Source organism: Wenzhouxiangella sp. YN1 (genome assembly GCF_056324145.1).
The window spans coordinates 59,750-82,772 of the sequence record NZ_JBJNIO010000108.1; the positions used below are offsets into that span (position 1 = coordinate 59,750).

Annotated in this window: 17 protein-coding genes and 1 tRNA gene; 10 read left to right on the forward strand and 8 right to left on the reverse strand. The window is 64.2% G+C overall.

Annotation, left to right across the window (positions count from 1 at the left end):
• Positions 1–54: 54 nt before the first annotated feature.
• Complete coding sequence (locus ACEWQZ_RS02620; protein WP_476481519.1) at positions 55–3,282, reverse strand: efflux RND transporter permease subunit; 3,228 nt, start codon at positions 3,280–3,282, stop codon at positions 55–57.
• Positions 3,279–4,301 carry an efflux RND transporter periplasmic adaptor subunit gene (locus ACEWQZ_RS02625; protein ID WP_476481520.1) on the reverse strand — a complete coding sequence of 341 codons (1,023 nt, stop codon included), beginning with the start codon at positions 4,299–4,301 and terminating at the stop codon, positions 3,279–3,281. The genes ACEWQZ_RS02620 and ACEWQZ_RS02625 overlap by 4 nt, the downstream gene beginning before the upstream one ends.
• A 109-nt stretch (positions 4,302–4,410) precedes the next feature.
• On the opposite strand from ACEWQZ_RS02625, the gene ACEWQZ_RS02630 reads away from it, so the two are divergent.
• The 5 genes from ACEWQZ_RS02630 to ACEWQZ_RS02650 all read left to right on the forward strand — a co-directional run bounded on the left by ACEWQZ_RS02630 (position 4,411) and on the right by ACEWQZ_RS02650 (position 9,417).
• Entirely contained in the window at positions 4,411–4,764 is a 354-nt protein-coding gene (locus tag ACEWQZ_RS02630; protein ID WP_476481521.1) for a Spx/MgsR family RNA polymerase-binding regulatory protein, read from the forward strand.
• Positions 4,765–4,774: 10 nt separating this feature from the next.
• On the forward strand, positions 4,775–5,797 hold the full coding sequence (locus ACEWQZ_RS02635) for an HD domain-containing protein (protein ID WP_476481522.1): 1,023 nt from the start codon (positions 4,775–4,777) through the stop codon (positions 5,795–5,797).
• A 331-nt stretch (positions 5,798–6,128) separates the two neighbouring features.
• Positions 6,129–7,484, forward strand: a complete 1,356-nt coding sequence (locus tag ACEWQZ_RS02640) for a carbohydrate porin (protein ID WP_476481523.1) — start codon at positions 6,129–6,131, stop codon at positions 7,482–7,484.
• 109 nt (positions 7,485–7,593) lie between these two features.
• Positions 7,594–9,207: a BCCT family transporter gene (locus ACEWQZ_RS02645; RefSeq protein ID WP_476481524.1), complete on the forward strand. Its 1,614-nt coding sequence runs from the start codon at positions 7,594–7,596 to the stop codon at positions 9,205–9,207.
• A gap of 136 nt (positions 9,208–9,343) precedes the next feature.
• A tRNA-Gly gene (locus tag ACEWQZ_RS02650) sits at positions 9,344–9,417 on the forward strand.
• 503 nt (positions 9,418–9,920) lie between these two features.
• Here the strand turns inward: ACEWQZ_RS02650 and ACEWQZ_RS02655 are convergent.
• Both ACEWQZ_RS02655 and ACEWQZ_RS02660 read right to left on the reverse strand, forming a co-directional pair.
• Positions 9,921–10,832 (reverse strand): histone deacetylase family protein, encoded by a 912-nt coding sequence (locus tag ACEWQZ_RS02655; RefSeq protein WP_476481525.1) that lies wholly within the window; start codon positions 10,830–10,832, stop codon positions 9,921–9,923.
• Between the two features lie 6 nt (positions 10,833–10,838).
• Entirely contained in the window at positions 10,839–11,405 is a 567-nt protein-coding gene (locus tag ACEWQZ_RS02660) for a cob(I)yrinic acid a,c-diamide adenosyltransferase (protein WP_476481526.1), read from the reverse strand.
• Between the two features lie 114 nt (positions 11,406–11,519).
• On the opposite strand from ACEWQZ_RS02660, the gene ACEWQZ_RS02665 reads away from it, so the two are divergent.
• Entirely contained in the window at positions 11,520–12,947 is a 1,428-nt protein-coding gene (locus ACEWQZ_RS02665; protein WP_476481527.1) for an aldehyde dehydrogenase family protein, read from the forward strand.
• Between the two features lie 68 nt (positions 12,948–13,015).
• Here ACEWQZ_RS02665 and ACEWQZ_RS02670 read toward each other — a convergent pair whose 3' ends face one another.
• Positions 13,016–15,610 (reverse strand): S8 family serine peptidase, encoded by a 2,595-nt coding sequence (locus ACEWQZ_RS02670; protein ID WP_476481528.1) that lies wholly within the window; start codon positions 15,608–15,610, stop codon positions 13,016–13,018.
• Positions 15,611–15,767: 157 nt separating this feature from the next.
• Here ACEWQZ_RS02670 and clpB point away from each other — a divergent pair, with 157 nt between their 5' ends.
• The 3 genes from clpB (at position 15,768) to ACEWQZ_RS02685 (ending at position 19,693) form a co-directional block, all read left to right on the forward strand.
• Entirely contained in the window at positions 15,768–18,365 is a 2,598-nt protein-coding gene (clpB, locus tag ACEWQZ_RS02675) for an ATP-dependent chaperone ClpB (RefSeq protein WP_476481529.1), read from the forward strand.
• Position 18,366: 1 nt separating this feature from the next.
• Complete coding sequence (locus ACEWQZ_RS02680) at positions 18,367–18,828, forward strand: flavodoxin family protein (protein ID WP_476481530.1); 462 nt, start codon at positions 18,367–18,369, stop codon at positions 18,826–18,828.
• Positions 18,829–18,937: 109 nt separating this feature from the next.
• Positions 18,938–19,693: an NRDE family protein gene (locus ACEWQZ_RS02685; RefSeq protein ID WP_476481531.1), complete on the forward strand. Its 756-nt coding sequence runs from the start codon at positions 18,938–18,940 to the stop codon at positions 19,691–19,693.
• Positions 19,694–19,735: 42 nt separating this feature from the next.
• Here ACEWQZ_RS02685 and ACEWQZ_RS02690 read toward each other — a convergent pair whose 3' ends face one another.
• Together ACEWQZ_RS02690 and ACEWQZ_RS02695 are read right to left on the reverse strand one after the other, a co-directional pair.
• The gene (locus ACEWQZ_RS02690) at positions 19,736–21,127 is read right to left on the reverse strand and encodes a PhoH family protein (RefSeq protein ID WP_476481532.1); all 1,392 of its coding nucleotides are present in this window, start codon (positions 21,125–21,127) and stop codon (positions 19,736–19,738) included.
• A gap of 33 nt (positions 21,128–21,160) precedes the next feature.
• A complete protein-coding gene (locus ACEWQZ_RS02695) occupies positions 21,161–21,625 on the reverse strand; it encodes a peroxiredoxin (protein WP_476481533.1) in 465 nt (154 codons plus the stop codon).
• A 377-nt stretch (positions 21,626–22,002) separates the two neighbouring features.
• On the opposite strand from ACEWQZ_RS02695, the gene bamC reads away from it, so the two are divergent.
• A complete protein-coding gene (bamC, locus tag ACEWQZ_RS02700; RefSeq protein WP_476481534.1) occupies positions 22,003–22,635 on the forward strand; it encodes an outer membrane protein assembly factor BamC in 633 nt (210 codons plus the stop codon).
• A gap of 60 nt (positions 22,636–22,695) precedes the next feature.
• On the opposite strand, the gene fdxA is transcribed toward bamC, so the two are convergent.
• Positions 22,696–23,019, reverse strand: a complete 324-nt coding sequence (gene fdxA, locus ACEWQZ_RS02705; protein ID WP_476481535.1) for a ferredoxin FdxA — start codon at positions 23,017–23,019, stop codon at positions 22,696–22,698.
• Positions 23,020–23,023: the final 4 nt, after the last annotated feature.

A 23,023-nucleotide genomic window follows, 5' to 3' on the forward strand; every position in this document is an offset into this window, starting at 1 on the left:
GTTTTACACAGCCGGGCCCTACCGTAGAAGTAATGGGTGTAGCGCGACCCGGGTCTAGACGTCGACCGCGCGCTCGCCGATGAACACGTAGTAGAGCAGCGGCACCAGCAGCACGGTCATCAGCGTCGAGATCAACAGGCCGAAGATCAGCGAAATCGCCAAACCATTGAAGATCGGATCGGTCAGGATGAAGGCCGCACCTACCATTGCCGACACCGCCGTGAGCGCGATCGGCTTGAGGCGCACGGCCGCGGCCTTGATGACGGCATCGTTGAGTGAGACGCCTTCATCGAGCAGCTGGCGGATGAAGACCACCAGCAAAATGGAGTTGCGCACGATGATGCCGGCCAGCGCAATCATGCCGATCATGCTGGTGGCGGTGAACTCGTGGCCGAGCAGGGCGTGGCCGGGCAGGATGCCGATCAGCGTCAGCGGAATGGGCGCCATGACGATGAGCGGAATCAGATAAGCGCGAAACTGCGCAACCAGCAGCAGGAAGATGGCGAACACGCCCACGGCGTAGGCCGTACCCATGTCGCGGAAGGTCTCGTAGGTGATCTGCCACTCGCCGTCCCATTTCAGCGCCGTCGTGCCGGGCCAGTCGGGCGCGCTGATCCAGTACTGAGCGGGCCCGTCGTCGTCGCGGAACAGCCTGGCCGCCATCGCGAACATGCCATACAGCGGTGAATCGATGCGCCCGGCCATGTCGGCGGTGACGTAGACGACCGGCAGCAGGTCCTTGTGCTGGATGACGCCCGGCCAGTCCGACGGCTCGATGCGGGCAACATCGGCGATGCGCACGATCTCACCGTCGCGGGTGGCCACCGGCAGCGACATCAGCGCGGCCGGCTGGGCTCTCACCCCCTCGTCGAGCATCACGCGGATGGGCACGGCGTACTTGGCGCCGGGCTCGCGCAGATAGCCGACGTTGCGCTCGCCCAGGGCCAGCGCCAGGGTATCGACCACCTGTGCCTGACCGACGCCCAGGGTAGCGGCGCGATGGCGGTCGACGATCACCTGCCAGCGCCGGGTCGGTGCGGTAATGGTGGTGTCGATATCGACCAGGCCGTCGATGCGGCGCATGTCGTCGGCGAGCTCGCCGGCAAGTTTCTCGCGCGCGGCCTGCGTCGGCCCGTAGACTTCGGCCACCACCGGCGCGAGCACCGGCGGGCCGGGGGGCACCTCGACGATCTTCACCGCGGCGCCGAAGCGCTCGCCGATTTCCGTCAGCGGCGCGCGCAGCGCGCTGGCGATGTCGTGTGATTGTTCATCGCGCTCGTCGACGAGGTTGACCTGCAGATCACCCTGCCAGGGCTCGGCGCGCAGGTAGTACTGGCGCACCAGGCCGTTGAAATTGATCGGCGCCGAGGCACCGGCATACGCCTGCCAGTTGGCAACCGAATCGACGCCGGAAAGATGCTCGCCCATGGCCAGCAGAACCCGCATGGTCTCTTCCATGGGCGTGTCCTCGGGCATGTCGACAACAACCTGAAACTCGGATTTGTCGTCGAAGGGCAGCATCTTCAGAACCACCGCCTGAAAGACGGGCAACAGGGCCACCAGCAGGGTCAGCCCGACCACGCCGCCGGCCAGCAGCCAGCGATTGCGCCGCGCGTGCCGGTCACCGCCAAGAAACGGCGTGAACAGGCCGGTGAAAAAGCGCTTGAGGCGCGGGTTGATGCCCTCGATGGAGCTCTCGCCGCCGCCTTCGCCCTGGCTGGCGGCATCGCGTTCGGGGCGCAGCAGGCGCACGGCCAGCCACGGGGCGAGCACGAAGGCAATCACCAGCGACAGCAGCATGCCCGCCGAGGCATTGATCGGAATCGGACCCATGTAGGGGCCCATCAGGCCGGTGACGAAGGCCATCGGCAAGAGCGCGGCAATGACCGTGAGCGTGGCCATGATGGTCGGCGTGCCGACTTCGTCGACGGCGACCGGCACTACCTCGCGAATCGGACGCCGGGACACGCTGATGCGCCGATGCACGTTCTCGACCACGACGATCGCATCGTCGACCAGGATGCCGATGGAAAAGATCAGGGCGAACAGCGAAACGCGGTTGAGGGTGAAACCCCAGGCCCAGGAAAACACCAGGGTGAGCAGCAGGGTGACGAGCACCGAGATGCCGACGATCAGCGCCTGGCGCCAGCCCATCGTGGCCATGACCAGCAGGATGACCGAGATGGTGGCCGAGATCAGGTCGCGGATGAGCGAGCGCGCCTTGTCGGTGGCGGTCTCGCCGTAGTTGCGCGTCATCAGCACTTCGGTATTGTCGGGAATGACCTGACCGCGCAGCATTTCGACCCGCTGCCCGACGGCGTCGGCGATATCGATGGCGTTCTCGCCCGGTTTCTTGGCCACCGCCAGGGTCACGGCCGGATGCACGCCGCCGGTCTGGCCCTGACTTTCCGGACCGAAGCCGAGCATCACGCTCTGGTCGGGCACGCCCCGGCCGCGCTGTACCTCGGCGATGTCGCCCAGGCGCACGGCTGTGCCCTCGTGCTGGCCGACGACGAGCGCGCGCACGTCTTCGACGTGCTCGATCAGGCTGCCGGGCTGAACCGGAATCGAAACGCCATCGCGCACGATCCGCACCTCGCCGGCGGCGCTGTTGGCGGCACGCACGGCCTCGCGAATGGCGGGCAGGCTCAGGTTGTAGCCGGCCAGCCGCGCGGGGTCGAAGCGCACTTCGACGCGGTCGGGCAGGCCGCCGATGGTGTAGACATCGCGGGTGCCGGTCACGCGCTTGAGCGCAACCTCCAGAGTGTGGGCCAGGCGGGTGAGGTCCTCGCCGGTCTGATGACCGGTGGGGTCGTAGAGCGTGAGGCTGACGATCGGCACATCGTCGATGCCCTTGGGCTTGACCACCGGCTGGCCGGCGCCCAGATCGGCCGGAAACCAGTCCTGATTGGAATAGACCTTGTTGTACAGGCGCACCAGCGCGTCCTGGCGCGGCACGCCGACCTCGAACTCGACGGTGATCACCGCCAGGCCCTGGCGGGTGGTCGAATAGACGTGCTTGACGCCGGAGATCTCGTCGAAGATCTGTTCGCCGGGGTTGGTGATCAGATGTTCGACCTCGCGCGCGCTGGCGCCGGGGAAGGGCACGAACACGTCGGCCATGGTCACATCGATCTGCGGCTCTTCTTCCTTGGGCGTGATGATGACCGCCAGTATTCCGGCGATGATGGCCACGGCGGCCAGCAGCGGCGTCAGGCGCGAGTCCTGAAACGCGCGGGCAATGCGGCCCGACAGGCCAATGGCTGGCTGTTGTTCGCTCATTGCTGCGCCTTGCCGGCAAACACGGCTTCGGGATCGAGTGCGACTTCCTCGCCCTCCTCGAGGCCGGAGAGCACTTCGAGGCGGTCACCCTCGCGGGTGCCGATGCGCACCTGGCGCAGTCTCGGCGCGCCGGAGTTGCTGCGCACGAACACCGCGCGCAGCTCGCTGCGCTCGAGCAGGCTTGCGGCCGGAACCCACAGCGCCTCGCGCGTGGCGACCGCCAGCATCACCCGCACCAGCTGGCCGGGATAGGCGTCCATTTGTCCGTTCTCGAAGGTAATGCGCACGTTCACGCCGTGCCCGGCCGCGCCGGCGAAGGGAAAGCGCGTGATCCGGTCGATCGCCATTTCCCGACCGTCGTCGAGCAGGATGCGGAAATCTTCCTTGCCGTCGACCCGATCGATGTAGCGCTGCGGGATCGAGACCACCACGCGCAGCGGGTCGAGGGCAAAGCCGCTGAGCAGCGGCTGGCCCGGCTGCACGGACTCGCCGACTTCGACATGGCGTGCGGTCAGCACGCCGCCGTATGGGGCAACAATACGCGTGTATTCAAGCTGCTCGCGGGCTTCTTCGACGCCGCTGCGGGCGCGGCTGGCCTGCGCTCGGGCCGCGCTGAGCGCGTTGCGGGCCGCGTCGAGATCCGACTGCGAGGCGACGCCGCGCTCGGCCAGGGGCTCGATTCGCGCGAAGCGCTGCCGGGCGTCGGCAAGGCGGGCCTCGGCTTCGTCGAGCGCGGCCTCGGCCTGCTGCATGCGGGCGCGCTGCTCGGTGTCTTCGAGCTGCGCGATCAGGGCACCGGAATCGACTGTGTCGTCCACGTCGAAGGGCAGCGCCACGATGCGGCCGGCCGTCTGAGCCGAAACGGTGCTTTCCTGAACCGCCTCGACCACGCCGTCGAGCCGGATCGACTCGACCAGGCGGGCTCGTTCCACGGGCGCCCACTGCGCGGCGGCTGCCGGGCAGGCCAGGGCAATTGCCCATGCGGCTGCGGCCGCCACAAGAAAGGTTCGGATGTTCATTTGCATCCCCTTCGGCTCAGCGGGTCGTTAATATTAGAATTATACGATATGGTGGCTGCAGCGTCGATATCAAGCGAGGGGCGACTTGCCTCCGGCAAGGGCAGCGCCCATGTTGAAAGACATGATTGCAATCTACGTTATCAACAGCTGCGACACCTGCAGGAAAGCGCGCAGGTGGCTCGATGATTCCGGCCGGGACTATTGCCTGCACGACCTGCGGAAAGACGGGCCGGATGAGGCCGTGCTCCGTAGCTGGGTCGAGGCGGTGGGCGTCAAGCGCCTGGTCAATCGGCGCTCGACAACCTGGCGCGGCCTCTCCGAGGATGAGCGTGCATCTGCGTCGAATCCGGAGACGGCACCCGGTGTTCTCAGTCGCCACCCGACGCTGATCAAGCGCCCGGTCTTCGAGCTGGGCGACACGGTGCTGGTCGGTTTCGATGAATCCGTCAGACAGGCGCTGTAGACTGTTACGCATGGATACGCCCGCGGATCGCCCTTCACTCAAGACCGTCACTCGCGAGCAGCGCGAGGCCCGTGAGCATGAACTATCGCCGCTGGCAACTCGATCGACGGCCACGCGCGGTCGCGAAGTCGACGAGGCGCCCGATCCCTACCGCACGGCTTTCGAGCGCGACCGCGACCGGGTCCTGCACTCCAAGGCCTTCCGGCGGCTCAAGCACAAGACTCAGGTCTTCATTAATCCGGAAGGCGATCACTTTGTCACCCGCATGACGCACACCCTGCAGGTCACCCAGGTGGCGCGTGCCTTGTCGGCCGCGTTGGGCCTCAATGAAACCCTGACCGAAGCCATCTGCCTGGCTCACGATTGTGGGCATACACCATTTGGCCACACCGGCGAGGCAGCGTTGTCGGAGTATGCCGACGATGGCCAATGGCTGCATTCGGAGCAGGGCGTGCGTATCTTTCGGGTGCTTGAACCCCGCAACCTGACCTGGGAGGTACTCGATGGCATTCGCGCCCACACCTGGCGCGTCAAGCCACCGCCGCACACGCCGGAGGGCTGGGTCTGCCGCTACGCCGACCGGATCGCCTACCTCAACCACGACCTCAAGGACGCGCTGCGGGCCGGCGTCATCGAACCCGCAGATGTGCCTGCCGACGTCATCGCAGTGCTGGGGCCACTGGAAGAGCGTGGCTGGATCAACGTCATGATCGAGGCGGTGATCGAAGAATCGATTCGTCGCGGCAAGGTGGTGATGCGCGCCGACGTGCTGCAGGCCATGCGGGGCTTTCGCGAGTTCATGTTCGAGCGTGTTTATCTGCGCCCCGAGGCGCAGGCGCAGAATGCGAGAGCCCGCGCGGTCATCCATCAACTGGTCGATCACTTGCTCGCCCACCCCGAGCACATACCCGACAGCTACTGCCTGGCCGATGACGACCGGTTGACTCAAGTGCTCGATTTTGTCGCCGGCATGACCGACCGCTACGCACTGAGCCTGCACGACCGGTTGTTCCGCCCGCGAGGCCTCGTGTAGCCCTCACCCACCAATCGTATTCCTGATTTCCGCGCCCCCGAGCCTTGGTTGCAGGCCTGATTCAGCCGTTGGCAAGAACGCTTCGGCGGGGCAGTGTGTCGGGCCAAAAGGTGATGCAGATCAAATGTTTGTTTGCTCACCGATGCCCAATCTGTTAAGATCTTATTAATATCGAGCTTCGGTAGCGCGTTCGAGCAGCAAGCCTGAAGGGGTTCGTTCGCTCCGGCGTACCTGTTTGTGCGGGTACGCTGCCGGGGCGGCTCATTACCGTTCTGCCCGGTGCTGCGTGGCTGCCGAAGGTAACCCACAGTTCCTATCAAGGGAGACGAACATGCGCAAGTCATCCTGGTTGAAGCTCTCTGCGTGTCTGGTCATGGTCTGTTTATTGTCCGTAGCGAATGCTTCGGAAGGGCAGGACGAGGCCGATATTCTCAGAGGGCAGATCGACCGCATGCAGCAGCAGCTGCTGGAAATGCAGCGTCAGCTTGACGAGTTGCGTGCCGAGCGTGACGACGAGGAGCAGCAGCGCGAAGAGATGGAGTCGCGCCTGGCCGAGGTCGAAGACGCCGGCGCTGACGAAGAGCAGGTCAAGGAGATCGCCGCCAGCACCTACGACGAGAAGAAGTCGAGCGAGATTCATGTTGGTGGCGCCGTTCGCTTTCAGTACAAGTACGAAGACTACTCCAAGCCGACCAAGCGCCAGGACGGGGTCTTCGAGATGGACACCATTCGCCTGAATTTCGACGGCAGCATCGGCGATGTCCTGCTTTCGGCAGAGTACCGCCACTATGACTACATGGACGTGGTCCATCATGCCTGGGTCGGCTATGACTTTACCGACTCGCTTCAGGGCCAGATCGGCGTCAACCAGGTGCCTTTCGGAGTCACTCCGTACAACTCGCACAGCTTCTTTTTCAGCTCGAACTACTACCTCGGCCTCGAAGATGACTACGACTTCGGCATCAAGCTGATTCACGATGACGGCCCGCTCAATCTGCAGGGCGCTTTCTATCTGAACGACGAGCACGGTGCAGGCGGCCCCGGCGGAGCGGAAAGCTACTCCTACAATATCGTCGGCACTCGTGCCCCCGGTGAGGACGCTTTTGCCGATCCGATCAACGGTGCTTTCGATAACAACATCTTCAACGCGCGTGCCGCCTATACCTTCGGTTACGACACCGATTACTCCACGGAAATCGGCTTGTCGGGACAGTACGGGGGCGTCGTTGATGGTTCAGGCAGCAATATCGGCGACCAGCAGGCTGTTGCCGCGCATCTGGTCGGCAACTACGGTCCGTGGAACCTGCAGCTGCAGGCCACCAAGTACGACTACCGGATGGATGACGGCTGGGATCGCATGGCCGTGGGCGCCTACGCCTTCTACGACACGATTGCGTCCAAGGCCACAACCTATACCGGCAACGTGGCCTACAGCCTTCCGGTCAACTGGGGCCCGGTCTCGAATCTGACCTTCTACAACGACTATTCACTGGTGACCGACAAGTCGGCCGACCTGGCCGACACCTGGATGAACGTCACCGGCGTTTCCGTGACCGCGGGTGGCCTGTTCACCTATATCGATCTGGTCATGGCGGAAAACCAGCCGTTCATCGGCGGCACCATGGACTCGCCCACCAAGAGTGGCACCAATACGCGGCTGAACATCAACTTCGGCTACTACTTCTGATTGGAGTGGGTTCATCAGGCCCGATGCCGCCCGGGGGTGCTGACAGCACCCCCGGGCGGCATCGGGCCTTTTTTCCTGCAAATGAGCTCGAACAAAGGGAGAACAATGCATGAGCAAGCTTGACGAAAGGGATCCGAAGCCAAGGGAAATACAACAGATCGAACGGATTTACGACACCGACTACGAAGTCGGCCAGGACAACGTCGAAGCCATGGGGATGGATATTCACCATCCTGTCTTCGTTATCACCGCGACGTTGATGGTCCTGTTCGTAATCCTCTCGCTGATCTTCCCCGATGCTGCCAATGAGCATCTGACCAATACACGCAACGGTATCCAGAGCATCTTTGACTGGTTGTTCCTGACGGCCGGCAACATCTTCGTGCTGTTCTGCCTTGCGCTGATTCTGCTGCCGTTTGGCAAGATTCGGCTCGGTGGTCAGGATGCCAAACCCGAATTCAGCTACCTGTCCTGGTTCGCGATGCTGTTCGCGGCCGGCATGGGCATCGGTCTGATGTATTTCGGGGTCGCTGAGCCCGTCAGTTACTTCAATAGCGCAGAAGGCGGTGGGCCGCTGAATGTGGGCCCCGGTAACGCGGGTGCTTCCCTTGGCGCGACCATGTATCACTGGGGGCTGCATCCCTGGGCGATCTATGGCGTCGTCGCGCTGTCGCTGGCCTTCTTCAGCTACAACAAGGGCCTGCCGCTGACCGTCCGCTCAGCCTTTTATCCCCTTCTGGGGGATCGTGTCTGGGGCTGGTTCGGCCATATCATCGATACCCTGGCGGTACTCGCGACGCTGTTCGGCCTGGCGACCTCACTCGGGCTGGGTGCCCAGCAGGCGGCCAGCGGGCTGGCGTTTCTTTTTGACATCGACGGTGGCCTGATGACCCAGGTTGCCATCATTTTCGGGGTCACGGTCATTGCCCTGATCTCCGTGGTTCGCGGTATCCATGGCGGGGTTCGTCTGCTCAGCAACACCAACATGTTCATCGCCGCAGCCCTGCTTCTGTTCACGATCATTGCCGGTGGCCTGGCCGCTTTTGCCTCCAACGTGGGCACGACCGTCCTGGGATACGTGCAATCCTTCCTGCCCCTGAGCAACCCTGTGGGCCGCGAAGACTCCGGTTTCTATCACGGCTGGACCATCTTCTACTGGGCCTGGTGGATCTCCTGGTCGCCGTTTGTCGGCATGTTCATCGCTCGCGTTTCGCGTGGCCGCACCGTGCGGGAGTTCATGACGGCCGTTCTGGTGGTGCCGATGATCGTGACCGTGATCTGGATGACCGCTTTCGGTGGTGCCGGCATTGATCAGGTCAAGAATGGCATTGGCGCCCTGGCCAGCGGCAGCAGCGGCACCTCGCTGGCACTTTTCGAGATGCTGGCCGAATTGCCGATGACGACGATCACGTCGTTTCTCGGTATCGTTCTGGTTCTGGTGTTCTTCATCACCTCCTCGGACTCCGGCTCGCTGGTCATCGACAGCATCACTGCCGGCGGCAAGGTCGATGCACCGGTGCCCCAGCGTATCTTCTGGGCTGTCATCGAAGGTGTCGTTGCCGGCGTTCTGCTGGCCGTGGGCGGCGACGCGGCCCTTACCGCGCTGCAGTCCGGTGCGGTCAGCATGGGCCTGCCCTTCGTGATCGTGCTGCTCGCCATGTGCGTCAGCCTGGCCAAGGGCTTGAACCACGAGCTCACCTTGATCAAGCTCGGCCGCGTCTGACGCGGCAACCCGCAAAACAGCAGCTGCAACAACAAGAAGAAACGGCCCCGCGACCGCAAGGCGCGGGGCTTTCCTTTTCTGATTCTTTGCCGGGGGATTGCCAAGCGCAGGAGCGCTGGCTACGATAGGCTTCATTGCGGGCGTCGTATAATGGTATTACCCGAGCTTCCCAAGCTCGTGACGAGGGTTCGATTCCCTTCGCCCGCTCCATCTTTGCCCCTGCTGCTGTTGTCATTGGATGGCAGTGGGGCTTCCACATCAACGTCCCACTTTCGGTGCTCTCAATAGGTCGCGGTTACATCCGCGACGGACGAGGTACCGGATCGACGCCAATGCAAGCAACGCATGACCAGACCCGCCCCGTCGTCCGTCGGGCACGTAGCCCCAACCTAGGCAGCCTACGGTCACATCCCGCAACACCTTGGACCCAGACCGTAGGTCGCGGTTACATCCGCGACGGACGAGGTACTGGATCGACGCCAATGCAAGCAACGCGTGCCCAGACCCGCCCCGTCGTCCGTCGGGGACGTAGCCCCAACCTAGGCAGCCTACGGTCACATTTCGCAACACCTTGGACCCAGACCGTAGGTCGCGGTTACATCCGCGACGGACGAGGTGCCGGACCGGCACCAACGCAAGCAACGCGTGCCCAGACCCGCCACGTTGTCTGGCCGCGCCTCCGGCGCGGCCCGTCCAAGGCCGTGACCGTGGCTTCAGACCAGGGCTTCGGCGAAAGCCTGAACGGAGCGTTCCAGCGCTTCGAGGTCGTAGCCTCCCTCCAGCGACGCCACCAGGCGCCCTCCGGCATGTCGGTCGGCAATCTTGCGCAATTCCTGCCCGATCCAGAAGAAGTCCTCGTCCTTGAGCCGAAGCTGCGCCAGTGGGTCGGCGTTGTGGCCATCGAAACCGGCCGAGACCAGAACGAGCTGGGGCTTGAAAGCCGCCACCCGCGGCAGGAGCTCCGACAGCCAGGTGCCGCGAAAGGCATCGCTGTTGGCGCCGGGCGGGAGTGTGGCGTTGTGCACGTTGTCGGCCAGGGTTGTCTGCGGATCGCCTGTGCCCGGGTACAGCGGCGACTGGTGTGAGGAGGCGAACAGGATCTTGCTGTTGTCGGCAACGATTTCCTCGGTGCCGTTGCCGTGGTGGACGTCAAAATCGCAGATCGCAACGCGGCTCAAGCCGTGTGCGGACAAGGCACGCGCTGCGGCCAGGGCGATGTTGTTGTAGATGCAAAAGCCCATTGCGCGCCCCGACTCGGCATGATGTCCTGGCGGGCGGATCACGGCAAAGGCGCGCTGACAACGCCCCTGGATGACATGATCGACGCCGTCGCAGGTCGCGCCCGCGGCCAGCCGCGCGGCGCGCATCGAGCCGGGGCCGAACCAGGTGTCCGGATCAACGGCCTCGCGTTTGCCTTCGGAGTGGATGCGTTCGATGCGCTCGAGGTAGTGCGGGGCATGAGTCAATTCAAGGGTGGCCGCGTCGATCGGCGTGGCCTGGCGAAAGTGGAGACTGTTCATGCGCTGAAGTCCGCGCATGGCGGCAGCCAGGCGGGCCGGGCGTTCCGGATACCCATCGGGCGTTTCGTGGCCGGCGCAGTCCGGATGCGAAAAAACGCGGAGCACGAGCGGTCAGCCCTTTTTGCGCTCGTGATTCCACAGCACTTCGCCGGCGCCCGAGGCTCGGGCTACCGTACGCGCGATCACGAAAAGCAGGTCCGAAAGTCGGTTGAGGTAGCGGACCGCCGGCGCATTCACCGATTCGATACCGGCCAGGGTGATCAGGCGGCGTTCTGCGCGACGGCAGACCGTGCGCGCCAGGTGTGCCTGCGCGGCCGCCGGCGAGCCGCCGGGGAGGATGAACTCCTTGAGCACCGGCAGGGATTCGTTGAGCCGATCAAGCTCGCTCTCCAGCCGATCGATATGCCCGTCGGTGATCATCTCGCTTCCGGGGATGCAGAGCTCGCCCCCGAGGTCGAACAGGTGGTGCTGAATATCGAGCAGCAACCGAGCCAGTCTGGCGTCGGTCTCGGCGCGCTGGAGCTCGGCGATGACCACGCCGATGACCGAGTTCAGCTCGTCAACGGTGCCATACGCTTCGACTCGCGGGCTGTCCTTGGCTGTGCGTTTGCCGTCGCCCAGGCCGGTGCTGCCGTCGTCGCCGGTGCGTGTATAAATCTTTGAAAGTCGATTACCCATGGGGGGATTATAGTTTGTTGGTTGGTTGGCTGGTTGGAGAATTGGCGCCCGCTCGCTGCAGGTTCACTGGGGCTGCGTTAGTCTGTGAAGTGGGATTGCCGCTGGAGTCGAGCCATGACAGTCAAAGCCCTGCCATATTATCTTGCCAACCGCGCCGCGTTCGCCAACGAAGACCTCGAGGTGATCGACAAGCACACCGGCAGCGTCGCCTGGCGGGTGGCGCAGGCCGATGGCGCGGTTGTCGATGAGGCCATTGCCGCGGCCGTGAAAGCGACCCGGCCGATGGCCGAGCTGCCGGCCTATCGGCGGCGCGATATCCTGCTGCACTGCTTCGAGCGCTGCCGCGAGCGCGAAGAAGAGCTCATCGAGGTGCTGATCGTCGAGGGCGGCAAGGTCCGGCGTGATGCCAAAGGTGAGGTCACTCGCCTGATCGAGACGTTTCAGGTTGCCGCCGAGGAGGCGACCCGTATCGGCGGCGAGGTGATTCCGATGGATATCAGCCCGCGCACCGAGGGCTACACCGGCATGTGGAAACGGGTGCCGCTAGGCCCGGTGTCGTTCATCACGCCGTTCAATTTTCCCTATAACCTGGTTGCCCACAAGGTGGCGCCGGCCATTGCCGCCGGCTGCCCGTTCATTCTCAAGCCGGCGGCCAAAACGCCGGCCGGGGCGCTGCTGATCGGCGAAATCCTGGCCGAGTGCGATCTGCCCGAGGGCGCGTTTTCCATTCTGTGCGTTGATCGCGACGAGGCGGCCGGCTTCACCGAAGACGAGCGCCTGAAGCTGCTGAGCTTCACCGGCTCCGACCTGGTCGGCTGGAAACTCAAGGCGGCGGCCGGCAAGAAGCCGGTGGTCATGGAGCTCGGCGGCAATGCGGCCTGCCTGATCGATCACGACGCCGATGTCGACGATGCGGTCGACCGGGTGGTCTTTGGCGGTTTCTACCAGTCGGGACAAAGCTGCGTGTCGGTTCAGCGCGTACTGGTGCACGACGAAATATACGCCACTTTCCGCGACAAGCTTTGCGAACAGGTCGGCAAGCTATCCGGTGGCGACCCGCGTGACGAGGCAACCCGGGTCGGCCCCATGATTACCGAAGACGACGCCAAGCGCGTGGTCGACTGGATCGGGGAGGCCGTCGACGGCGGCGGCCGGCTGCTTGTGGGCGGCGAGCGCGAAGGCAGCAGCGTGCGCCCGGCCGTGGTCGAGAACCCGCCGGCCGACAGCAAGCTGCGCAATGAAGAGGTTTTCGGGCCGGTGGTGACTCTGGAGCGCTTTGCTGATTTCGATCAAGCGCTCGAAGATATCAACGCCTCGCGCTACGGTCTGCAGGCGGGCCTGTTCACCCGCGATATCTCGAAGATCAACAAGGCCTGGAATCGGCTGGAGGTGGGCGGTGTGATCATCAACGACGTGCCAAGCTTCCGCGTTGATCACATGCCCTATGGTGGCACCAAGGACTCCGGGCTGGGCCGGGAGGGCATTCGCTACGCCATCGAGGACATGACCGAGATCCGGCTGCTGGCAATCCGCGATGTTTGAGCCTGCTTTTCACCGCTTCGACGACGATGAAACGGGGCGGTGAACCAGGGCCGGGCGGGTCTCGCCTGTCAGGGCACACAGGCCGCCTCGAAACGGTCATCGAACAGCCCCATCGAGCCGATGGCAAACTCGTTGCTCAGGGCACTTTGAATGGCGGCATCCGACGAGGCGCTGCGCAGGCGCCACAGACCGGGTGCGTCGATGCTGAGATCATCGAACTCGGCCTGCCCGTTGTGGCTGCGCTTGCGCTTTGTGCCGGCCAGCGGCGTCAGTCTGCTGCAGCCTTCCAGCTCGACGGTGATGTCGCGCTCGTGCACCAGAGTGACGTCATTGCCGGATGAATCCACCAGCTGAACGCGAACCGGCTCCAGGTTCGAGCCGGCCTGAGCGGGTGCGGGCTGCTCGACGAACCGCAACGCTACCGGCTGGCCCGGCGCGGCCAGGTTGCGTCCCACCAGGGCAAAATCCTGCCGTGGACTGACCGGCTGCCACGGCTCCAGCGCGTCTCCGGCAAGGTTGATGGCGCTGACGGTTACGGTCAGCGCCTGACCCGCATGTTGCAAAGGCGACAGCACGACGCCTTCGAGATTGTTCCTGATGTCGGGCACACCTCCAGCGACCGACCAGCCGCTGGCGCTGTCGATGTTGTTACCAAGGTATTCCTCACCGTTGACCGTAACGGACAGATCGAGATCGTTGACCCAGGCTGCCACGGTGCCGCCGGTGCCCGGGCCGGGGGCGTCGGTCCAGGCCAGCTGCACTTGAACAGGCTGCGAGGGATCGGCAATCGTGAAGCTGCCCGTCCAGGCCTGTCCGCTATAGGTAAAGGTGGTGGTCTGATCGATCATGGCTGTGGGCAGCCCGGGCATCAACGCCTGATCAAGCTGAATCCGCCCCCAGCCCTGTTTTCGATCAGGTCGATGATTCATCGGGATGTTGTCGGCGTCGCGCTGGCCCGCCAGGTCGCGCGCGCTGGCGGTGAGCAGGGCCTTGGTCAGCGCCGGGCTGGGAAAGCGTCCGTGGTGAGAGCGGTACTGCTCGAAAAACAGAGCCGCCGCACCGGCCACCATGGGGGCAGCCATCGAGGTGCCGCACTTCAGCCCGAACGCGCTATCGGACGCCGAAAGGGTGCTGTCGGTATGGCAGCCCGGTGCGACGATATGCGGCACCAGCCGCCCGTCGCAGGCCGGACCGTGAGCGCTGTTGTCGGACAAGTCCAGCATCGTGCCGCCATTGCGGGAGTTTTGCAGCGTCGTGGAGCCGACCGCCAGCAGGTTCTTGGCCTCGTCCGGTGAGCCGAGCGAAGACGGGGCACAATCGTAGTCCCCGTCGCCGTACCCATTATTGATTGCCCAGACCGGTAGCACGGGGTGTTTGCTGCTCGTCTGCGGCGCGGCATCGCGGGTGATCATGTCCAGCTGTCGCGTGGGGATGTCGTAGCCCTGGGGTGAGCCGGCCGGCCCCCAGGAATTATTGGCAATTACCGCGGCGCTGGCGGCGGACTCCCCAAAAATGGTGAGCATGGCGTCAGCTGCCATGGCGCCGCTGCAGGACGATTCGGTGCCAAGAAAGTCGCAGTAGCGCTGCTGCACCAGGCCCGCGCCCGGTGCAATACCCAGGCCGCGCAGAAAGCCGTTATCTCTCACGCCGCTTGTGCCCGTGCCCGCAATGGCCCCGGCGACATGCGTACCGTGGCTGTCATTGGCTTTGGAGCATGAGCTGGCTGACTCACCCAGGCTTTCGCAGGGGCGCATGCGGTCGGCCAGATCGACGTGGGAATCGCGGATGCCGCCGTCAACGACGCTGACCCTCACGCCGTTGCCGTCGACATGCATGGCGGCGAGGTTCTGCGCAAAGCCTGGGTCGAGCTGGCTGATGTCATCATGATCGCCAATGAGAGACTGGCCGCTGAGCTCACCCCGCGACCCGCCATCGTCGGCTATGCGCTGCAGCGTCAGCACGCCGCGGGTCCGCGCCAGCTCAAGCCAGTGCCGGTTGGCGATTTCGAGCTCTATCAGCGTCAGCAGTTGCTCCGGGCTCGTGCGCCGCCGGATGGTGGCGCCCGCCGCGGTCATGGCGCTGATGATGCGTTTCTGCTCGCCCCTGTGTATCAGGGCCATGGCCTTGACCGTCCCGGTCGCGTCGGGGGTGCGGCTGGCCTGCGGCACGCGCATGATCGGTGGCAGGCTGCCGGCAAAACGCAGATGATCGAGTGTGCGCGCGGCCTCGACTGCCTTGGCGCGCCCCCACACGATGTAGCCGAACGGGGCGATGTACTGAACCGGCTCCAGGCCGGATTCCCGCAGACGCTCCAGCCACTGCGGACGGATCGGCCCCGTGAACTGGATCAGGTGCCAGTCGCTGCCGGGGCCGGGGCCAGTCCGCAGCCACTCCTCTGGCAGCTGCGGAAAGCCTTCAGCCGGGTCGAAATAAGCCTGGTCGATGCGCATGTCGAAGGGCCGCTCGAAACGGTGAGCTGGCCGGCTGCCAATGACTCGATTGGCCGTGTGCTCAGGCAGCCAGATGAAGTGGCCGTAGTCCATTGCCTCCGGCGGCAGCGTCTCACGCTGCAGAGCATGCGGTTGGTCGATACGCAGCCAGGCTTCAGCGGCCGCCGGGCCCGCGGCAGACGCCAGTGCGGACAGCAGGGCGGCTGTCGCCAATAAATTCAGTTGGATACGTGACAAGGACTGCCCCCTTACACAGAGTCGCGGCCAAGTCTAAAGGGATATCACGACCGTTGCCACTTGATTCCACTGCGACCGAACCCAATTCTGTGGATAAGCCAAGGATTCACAAGGAAGTCAAGCCGTTATGCGAATGGATAAACTGACTGCCCGGTTCCAGCAGGCGCTGGGCGAGGCGCAGTCCCTGGCACTGGGGCTGGATCATGCCGTGCTTGAGCCCGAGCACCTGATGCTGGCGCTGCTCGATCAGGAAGGCGGCGGCATTCGCGGCCTGCTGTCGCGCTCGGGTGCGCAGGTCGATCAACTGCGCTCGACTCTGGGCAAGAAAGTCGAAGGTTTTCCCACCGTGACCGGTCAGGCCGGCCAGATCAACCTGTCCAACGACCTCGGTCGCGTGCTCAACCTCACCGACAAGATCGCAAGCAAGCGCGGTGACGCCTATATTGCCTCTGAGCTGTTCGTGCTGGCCGTGCTCGAGGCCCGGGTGGGCCTGACCGAGCTGCTCCATCAGGCCGGGGTGACCCGCCAGGCCATCGAGGACGCGATCGAGTCGGTCCGGGGCGGTGAGAAGGTCGACGACCCCAACGCCGAAGACACCCGCGAGGCCCTGCAGAAATACACCATCGACCTGACCGAGAAGGCCGAGCAGTCGCGCCTTGACCCCGTGATCGGCCGCGACGAGGAAATTCGCCGCACCGTGCAGGTGCTGCAGCGCCGCACCAAGAACAACCCCGTGCTCATCGGCGAACCGGGCGTGGGAAAGACCGCCATTGTCGAGGGCCTGGCCCAGCGTATCGTCAACGGCGAAGTGCCCGAAGGGCTCAAGAACAAGCGCGTGCTCTCGCTCGATCTGGGCGCGCTGATCGCCGGGGCCAAGTACCGTGGCGAGTTCGAGGAGCGGCTCAAGGCCGTGCTCAACGAGCTCAAGCGCGAAGAAGGCAAGATCATTCTGTTCATCGACGAGATCCATACCGTGGTCGGCGCCGGCAAGGCCGAAGGCTCGATGGATGCCGGCAACATGCTCAAGCCGGCGCTGGCGCGCGGCGAGCTGCACTGCGTGGGTGCGACCACGCTCAACGAGTACCGCGAAAACATCGAGAAGGACGCCGCGCTCGAGCGCCGCTTCCAGCGGGTTCTGGTCGAGGAACCGACGGTCGAGGACAGCATTGCCATCCTGCGCGGCCTGGTCGAGCGCTATGAGGTTCACCACGGCGTCGACATCACCGACCCGGCGCTGGTGGCCGCCGCGACCCTGTCGCAGCGCTACATTACCGATCGCAAGCTGCCCGACAAGGCCATCGACCTGATGGACGAGGCCGCCAGCCGCATCCGCATGGAAATCGACTCCAAGCCCGAGGCCCTCGACCGGCTCGAGCGCCGGCTGATCCAGCTCAAGATCCAGCGCGAGGCGCTCAAGAAGGAAACCGACGAGGCCTCGCGCAAGCGCCTGGCCGATCTTGAGGAACAGATCGACGAACTCGAGCGCGAGTACGCCGATCTCGAAGAGGTCTGGAAGACCGAGAAGGGATCGGTTCAGGATGTCACCCACCTCAAGGAAGAGCTCGAGCGCGCCCGCGCCGAGCTCGACAACGCGCGCCGGGCGCAGGATCTCTCGCGCATGGCCGAGCTGCAACACGGGCGCATTCCCGAGCTCGAACAGCAGCTCCGGCAGGCCGAAACCAGCGATGACAGTGACGAGTTCACCCTGCTGCGCAACAAGGTCACCGACGAGGAAATCGCCGAGGTCGTCAGCCGCTGGACCGGCATTCCGGTGTCGAAGATGCTCGAGGCCGAGCGCGACAAGCTGTTGAAGATGGAAGAGGCGCTCCACGAACGCGTCATCGGCCAGGACGAGGCCGTCACCGCCGTGGCCGACGCCATCCGCCGCTCCAGGGCCGGACTGGCCGACCCCAACCGGCCCAATGGCTCCTTCCTGTTTCTGGGCCCGACCGGCGTGGGCAAGACCGAGCTGTGCAAATCGCTGGCGAGTTTCCTGTTCGACACCGAAGACGCCATGGTGCGCATCGACATGTCGGAGTTCATGGAAAAGCACGCCGTCGCCCGCCTGATCGGCGCCCCGCCGGGTTACGTCGGCTACGAGGAGGGCGGCTATCTGACCGAAACCGTCCGCCGTCGGCCGTACTCTGTAATCTTGCTCGACGAGGTCGAAAAGGCCCACCCGGAAGTGTTCAATATCCTGCTGCAGGTGCTCGATGACGGGCGCCTGACCGACGGGCAGGGGCGCACGGTGGATTTCAGCAACACCGTGATCGTCATGACCTCCAACCTGGGCTCCGACCGTATCCAGGAGCTGCACGGTCAGGGCTACGAGGCGATGAAAGCGGCGGTGATGGAAGTCGTCGGCCAGCATTTTCGCCCGGAGTTCATCAACCGCGTCGACGAGCTGGTCGTCTTCCACCCGCTCGATCAGGCCCAGATCCACGACATTGCCGCCATTCAGGTCGACTATCTGCGCCAGCGCCTGGCCGAGCGCGATATCGGTTTCGAAATCACCGACGCTGCGCTGGATCTGATCGGCCGCGCCGGCTTCGACCCGGTCTACGGCGCTCGCCCGCTCAAGCGCGCCATCCAGAGCCGGCTCGAGAACCCGCTTGCCCAGAAAATCCTGGCCGGCGAGTTCATGCCCGGCGACACCGTGCGCGTCGACGCCGGGGAAGACGATCTGACGTTTGCCTCGCAGGCTGCGCAGCCGGCCGCGGCGGCCACCTGAGGTGAAGCGCCTGGTCGTCATCGGGCATGATCCTTCGCCCAATATCCGCAGGCTGACCCAAGCGGTTGTCGACGGCGCTGAAGACAGCGCCGTCGACGGGGTGCAGACCCGGCATGTGCGGCCGCTGGAGGCCGACGCGGATGACGTGCTCGTCGCCGACGCGGTCGTGTTCATCACCCCGGAAAATCTCGGCTACATGGCCGGCGCGCTCAAGGATTTCTTCGACCGCAGCTTCTATTCGCTGCTGGGCCATACCGACGCCATGCCGTATGCCGCGCTGATCCGCGCCGGCAAGGACGGCACCGCCACGCGCCGGGCCATCGAGAGCATCTGTGGCGGGCTCGACTGGAAGCCGGCGCAGGAGATGGTGATCTGCCGCGGCGACTGGCGCGACGAATTCGTGGACCAGGGTCGCGAACTTGGCCTGGCCATGGCCGCCGGCCTGGAGCTCGGGGTTTTCTGACCGCTCCGGGACTGGGCCCGGGACCGGGGTCGTCCTGGCGGGCACTGCCGCAGCACTCCGGCACTTTGCGGCATACTGCAGCCATGGCAGACGTCCGGAATGAATCGATATGTGCCTGATCGCTTTCAGCTTTCAGCCCGATCAGCCGCGCCATTTGCTGCTGGCGGCCAATCGCGACGAAATGCACCAGCGCCCGGCAAGGCCGCTGGCCTGGTGGCGCTGGCCGCAGGGGCCGCTGGCCGGGCGCGACGAGCAGGCCGGCGGCACCTGGCTGGCCGTTGGCCGCCGCGGGCGCTGGGCGGCGGTGACCAATTTTCGCGATCCGGATGCGCCGCCCGGCTCGCGCTCGCGCGGCGAGCTGCCTTTGCGCTTCATCGAAAGCGGCGCTGCGCCCGAGGCTTATGCACGTCAGATCCACGCGCGGCGAGAGGACTACGGGCCGTTCAACCTGCTGGTCGGCGATGAGAAATCCCTTTGGTACGCCTCTTCCCATGGTCCGGTCGAGGCCGTCAGGCCGGGCGTGCATGCCCTGGCCAACGGCCTGCTGGATGCCGACTGGCCCAAGTCCCGTCGCGTGATCACGGCCATGCGCGGCCTGGAAACGGCCGCATCGTTCGATGTCGAACGGCTGTTCGCGCTGATGGATGATCGCGAGACGGCGTCGGATTCGGAGCTGCCCGACACCGGCGTCGGCCCCGAGCTGGAGCGTTTTCTGTCGCCGCCATTCATTGTCGGCGAGCGCTACGGGACGCGCTGCACCTCCGTGCTCGCCCTGGGGAAGCATTCCTTTGCGGCCGAGAGAAGCTACGACAGCGACGGCAACGCGACTGCAGATCTGCGCTACGGATTCGCTTCCGGTCTTTGACTGGTATGGATGGGCGAGGGCGCCCCGTTCGGGCTGCCGGGCTCAGAGGTGTTCGGACGCAAAATCGGCCAGCCGCGAGCGTTCACCGCGCTTGAGCGTGATGTGGCCGGCGTGCTGCCAGTCCTTGAAGCGATCGACGGCATACGTCAGCCCCGAGGTGGTTTCGGTCAGGTAGGGCGTGTCGATCTGCTCGACGTTGCCCAGACACACGATCTTGGTGCCCGGGCCGGCGCGCGTGATCAGCGTTTTCATCTGCTTGGGCGTGAGGTTCTGCGCCTCGTCGATGATCAGGTAGCGGTTGAGAAAAGTGCGCCCGCGCATGAAGCTCAGCGCGCGGATCTTCACGCGTGAGGCCACCAGCTCGTTGGTTACCGCCCGGCCCCAGTCGTTGGTTGTGGTGTCGCTTTCGGTCAGCACTTCCAGATTGTCGGTCAATGCGCCCATCCAGGGCGTCATCTTTTCCTCCTCGGTGCCGGGCAGATAGCCGATCTCGTCGCCGACCGACACGGTTGCACGGGTCATGATGATCTCACGATAAATCTTGTCGTCGAGCGTCTGCGACAGGCCGGCGGCGAGCGCCAGCAGCGTCTTGCCGGTGCCGGCCGTACCCAGCAGGGTCACGAAGTCGATCTCGGGATCCATCAGCAGGTTGAGGGCGAAATTCTGCTCCGGATTGCGCGCATGGATACCCCACACGCCGTGCTGAGAGCGGCAGTAGTCGGGTGCCACCTCGAATACCACGCTGTCGGCTCCGACCTGACGAACGATGATTTCCAGACCGTTGTCGTCGTCGATGCGCAGGCATTGGTTGGGGTGCCATGCATCGTCGGCTTCGCGGCCAATGCGATAGAAGGTTCGCCCGTGTTCGGTCCAGGAGTCGCGCGTATCGCGCTCGGTCCAGAAGCGGTTGTCGCGCTCGCGGATGCCCGAGTAGAGCAGGCTGAGGTCGTCGAGCGCCCGATCGCTGTGATAGTCCTCTGCGGTGATGCCGTGGATGGCCGCCTTGATGCGCAGGTTGATGTCCTTGGAGACCAGAATCACCTGCCGGTGCTCATGGCGCTTTTCGAGGCCGAGCGCGGCCAGCAGGATTTCGTTGTCGGCCAGCGCGCGGTCGCCGACCAGCTCGTCGCTGCCGCCCAGTGGCTCGGTCTGAAAATACAGGCGACCGTTTCCGGCCTCCAGGCGCAAGCCATCGGGCTCGCTGATGGGCACACCGGCATCCAGCGACTCTTCGTCTTCCATCATCTGCCCGATGAAGCGACTGACCTGACGCACGTTGCGAGCCACCTCGGACACGCCCTTCTTGGCTCGATCAAGCTCTTCGAGCACGATCATGGGCAAGAAGACATCGTGCTCGGCGAAGCGGAACAACGCCGTGGGGTCGTGCATCAGCACGTTGGTGTCGAGAATGTAGAGCCGCGGATGCTCCGCCATGACAATGACTCCAGAGGTGCAAAAAGATCGTGCTCAGCCAAGTGCCTGAACGGCTTCGAGTACTTCTTCAACATGGCCGGGCACGCGCACCTTGCGCCACTCGTGCACCAGCTTGCCGTCGGCGTCGAACAGAAAAGTGCTGCGCTCGATGCCCATGACCTTCTTGCCGTACATGTTCTTTTCCTTGATCACATCGAACTGTCGGCACAGGATCTCGTCCGGGTCGGCGATCAGCGAAAACGGAAAATCATGCTTTTCGGCAAAGCGCTGATGACTTTTCAAGGAGTCGCGCGAGACCCCGAGAATGCGACAGCCCGCCTGCTCGAAGGCCGGAAAGTGATCGCGAAAGGCCTCGCCCTGGCGGGTGCAGCCGGGCGTGTTGTCGCGGGGGTAGAAGTAGACCACCAATGGCTGCCCGAGGCAGTCGTCGAGTTGAATGGTTGCGCCGCCGGTGGCTTCCAGCGGCGGAGAAGAAAGCTTGATGTCAGAGTGGCTCATGAAATGTAAAGGTTTCGTTTAATCAGTAGGTTATGCTGTGTCGACGCCGCGACAGCGCGCCGGCCTGGGTTACAATCCGCCTGTCGTCAGGATACTTGCGCCCCAGGGGGGCCGCAAGCAAGCCGGAACATGGACACGCCCAGGCGTTCAACACGCAAGACTGGAGGACCTGAATGATGTTGCATCCAAGGATCGAGTTGCTTTCATGCGCTCGCCGCATGGTTAATGACCCCACCAGCCTGCTGGACGTGAGCTGGCATGTTGCATAAACTGCGCTGCTGTTTCATGCGGTCGTTGTCAGCACGCGGTCGGCGAGAAAGCATTCTGGCCGTGACTGCAGCGACTGAACGTATATCACTGACCGGATTCCAAGGGGTATGACTCGAGCCCGAACCCTGTTCATTCTCATGCCGGCCGCGCTGCTGACGCTGGCCGCCTGCTCCAGCCGCGAAAAGCAACCCATCTACGTTGCCAGCGAGGAGGTCAAGCCCATCGAGGCGCCTCCGGGCCTGGACCAGCCCGAGGTGCGCAACACCTACGAGGTGCCCGGCCATTCGCTGCCGGAGCTGGCCGCCCAGGGCAATCAGGAACTGCCGCCGGAGGTGCAGCCCAGCTCGGTTGCCGAGCAGTCGCGCTCGCAGATCCGTTTTGGCCGCACCGGTCTTTACCTCGCAGTGCAGGGCGAAGCCGAAAGCGTGTGGCAGAACCTGCGCGATCTGCTGGATCAAAACGGCATGCAGCTCCAGCGCATAGACGAACGGCAGCGGCGCTATCAGTTTCACTTCAGCCATGAGCCGATTCGCCCCGAGATCGGCTTTTTCGACCGGCTGACGTTCTGGAGTCGCCCCGACACGATTGATTACAGCGGCGATTACATCGCCCACGTGGTCGAGGAAGAATCCAGAGGCAAGGTCATCACGCGGGTCGAGCTGCTCGACGCCGATGGCGAAGTCATTGACATGGACCGCGCGGAATTCGTGCTGGCCCGTCTGCGCGAACAGCTGGGGTGAGCGCCCGCTGGCTGCGTGAGCGCTGAATGAACGCGGTGCTCGCCGCTGGTTGCGCCAGACTCAGCGCTCCAGATACTTGAACTTGTCCGGCACGTCTTCCCATTGTTCGGCATCTTCGGGTGCCGGCTTCATTTCGGTAATGACCGGCCACTCCTGCGACAGCTCCTCGTTGAGCTCGAGAAAATGCTGTTGATCGGCGGGCAGGTCGTCTTCGGGATAGATCGCCTGCACCGGGCACTCGGGCTCGCACAGAGTGCAGTCGATGCACTCCTCGGGGTCGATGACCAGAAAGTTGGGGCCTTCGTGAAAACAGTCGACGGGGCAGACTTCAACGCAGTCGGTGTATTTGCACTTGATGCAGTTTTCGGTAACAACGAAGGTCATGTAG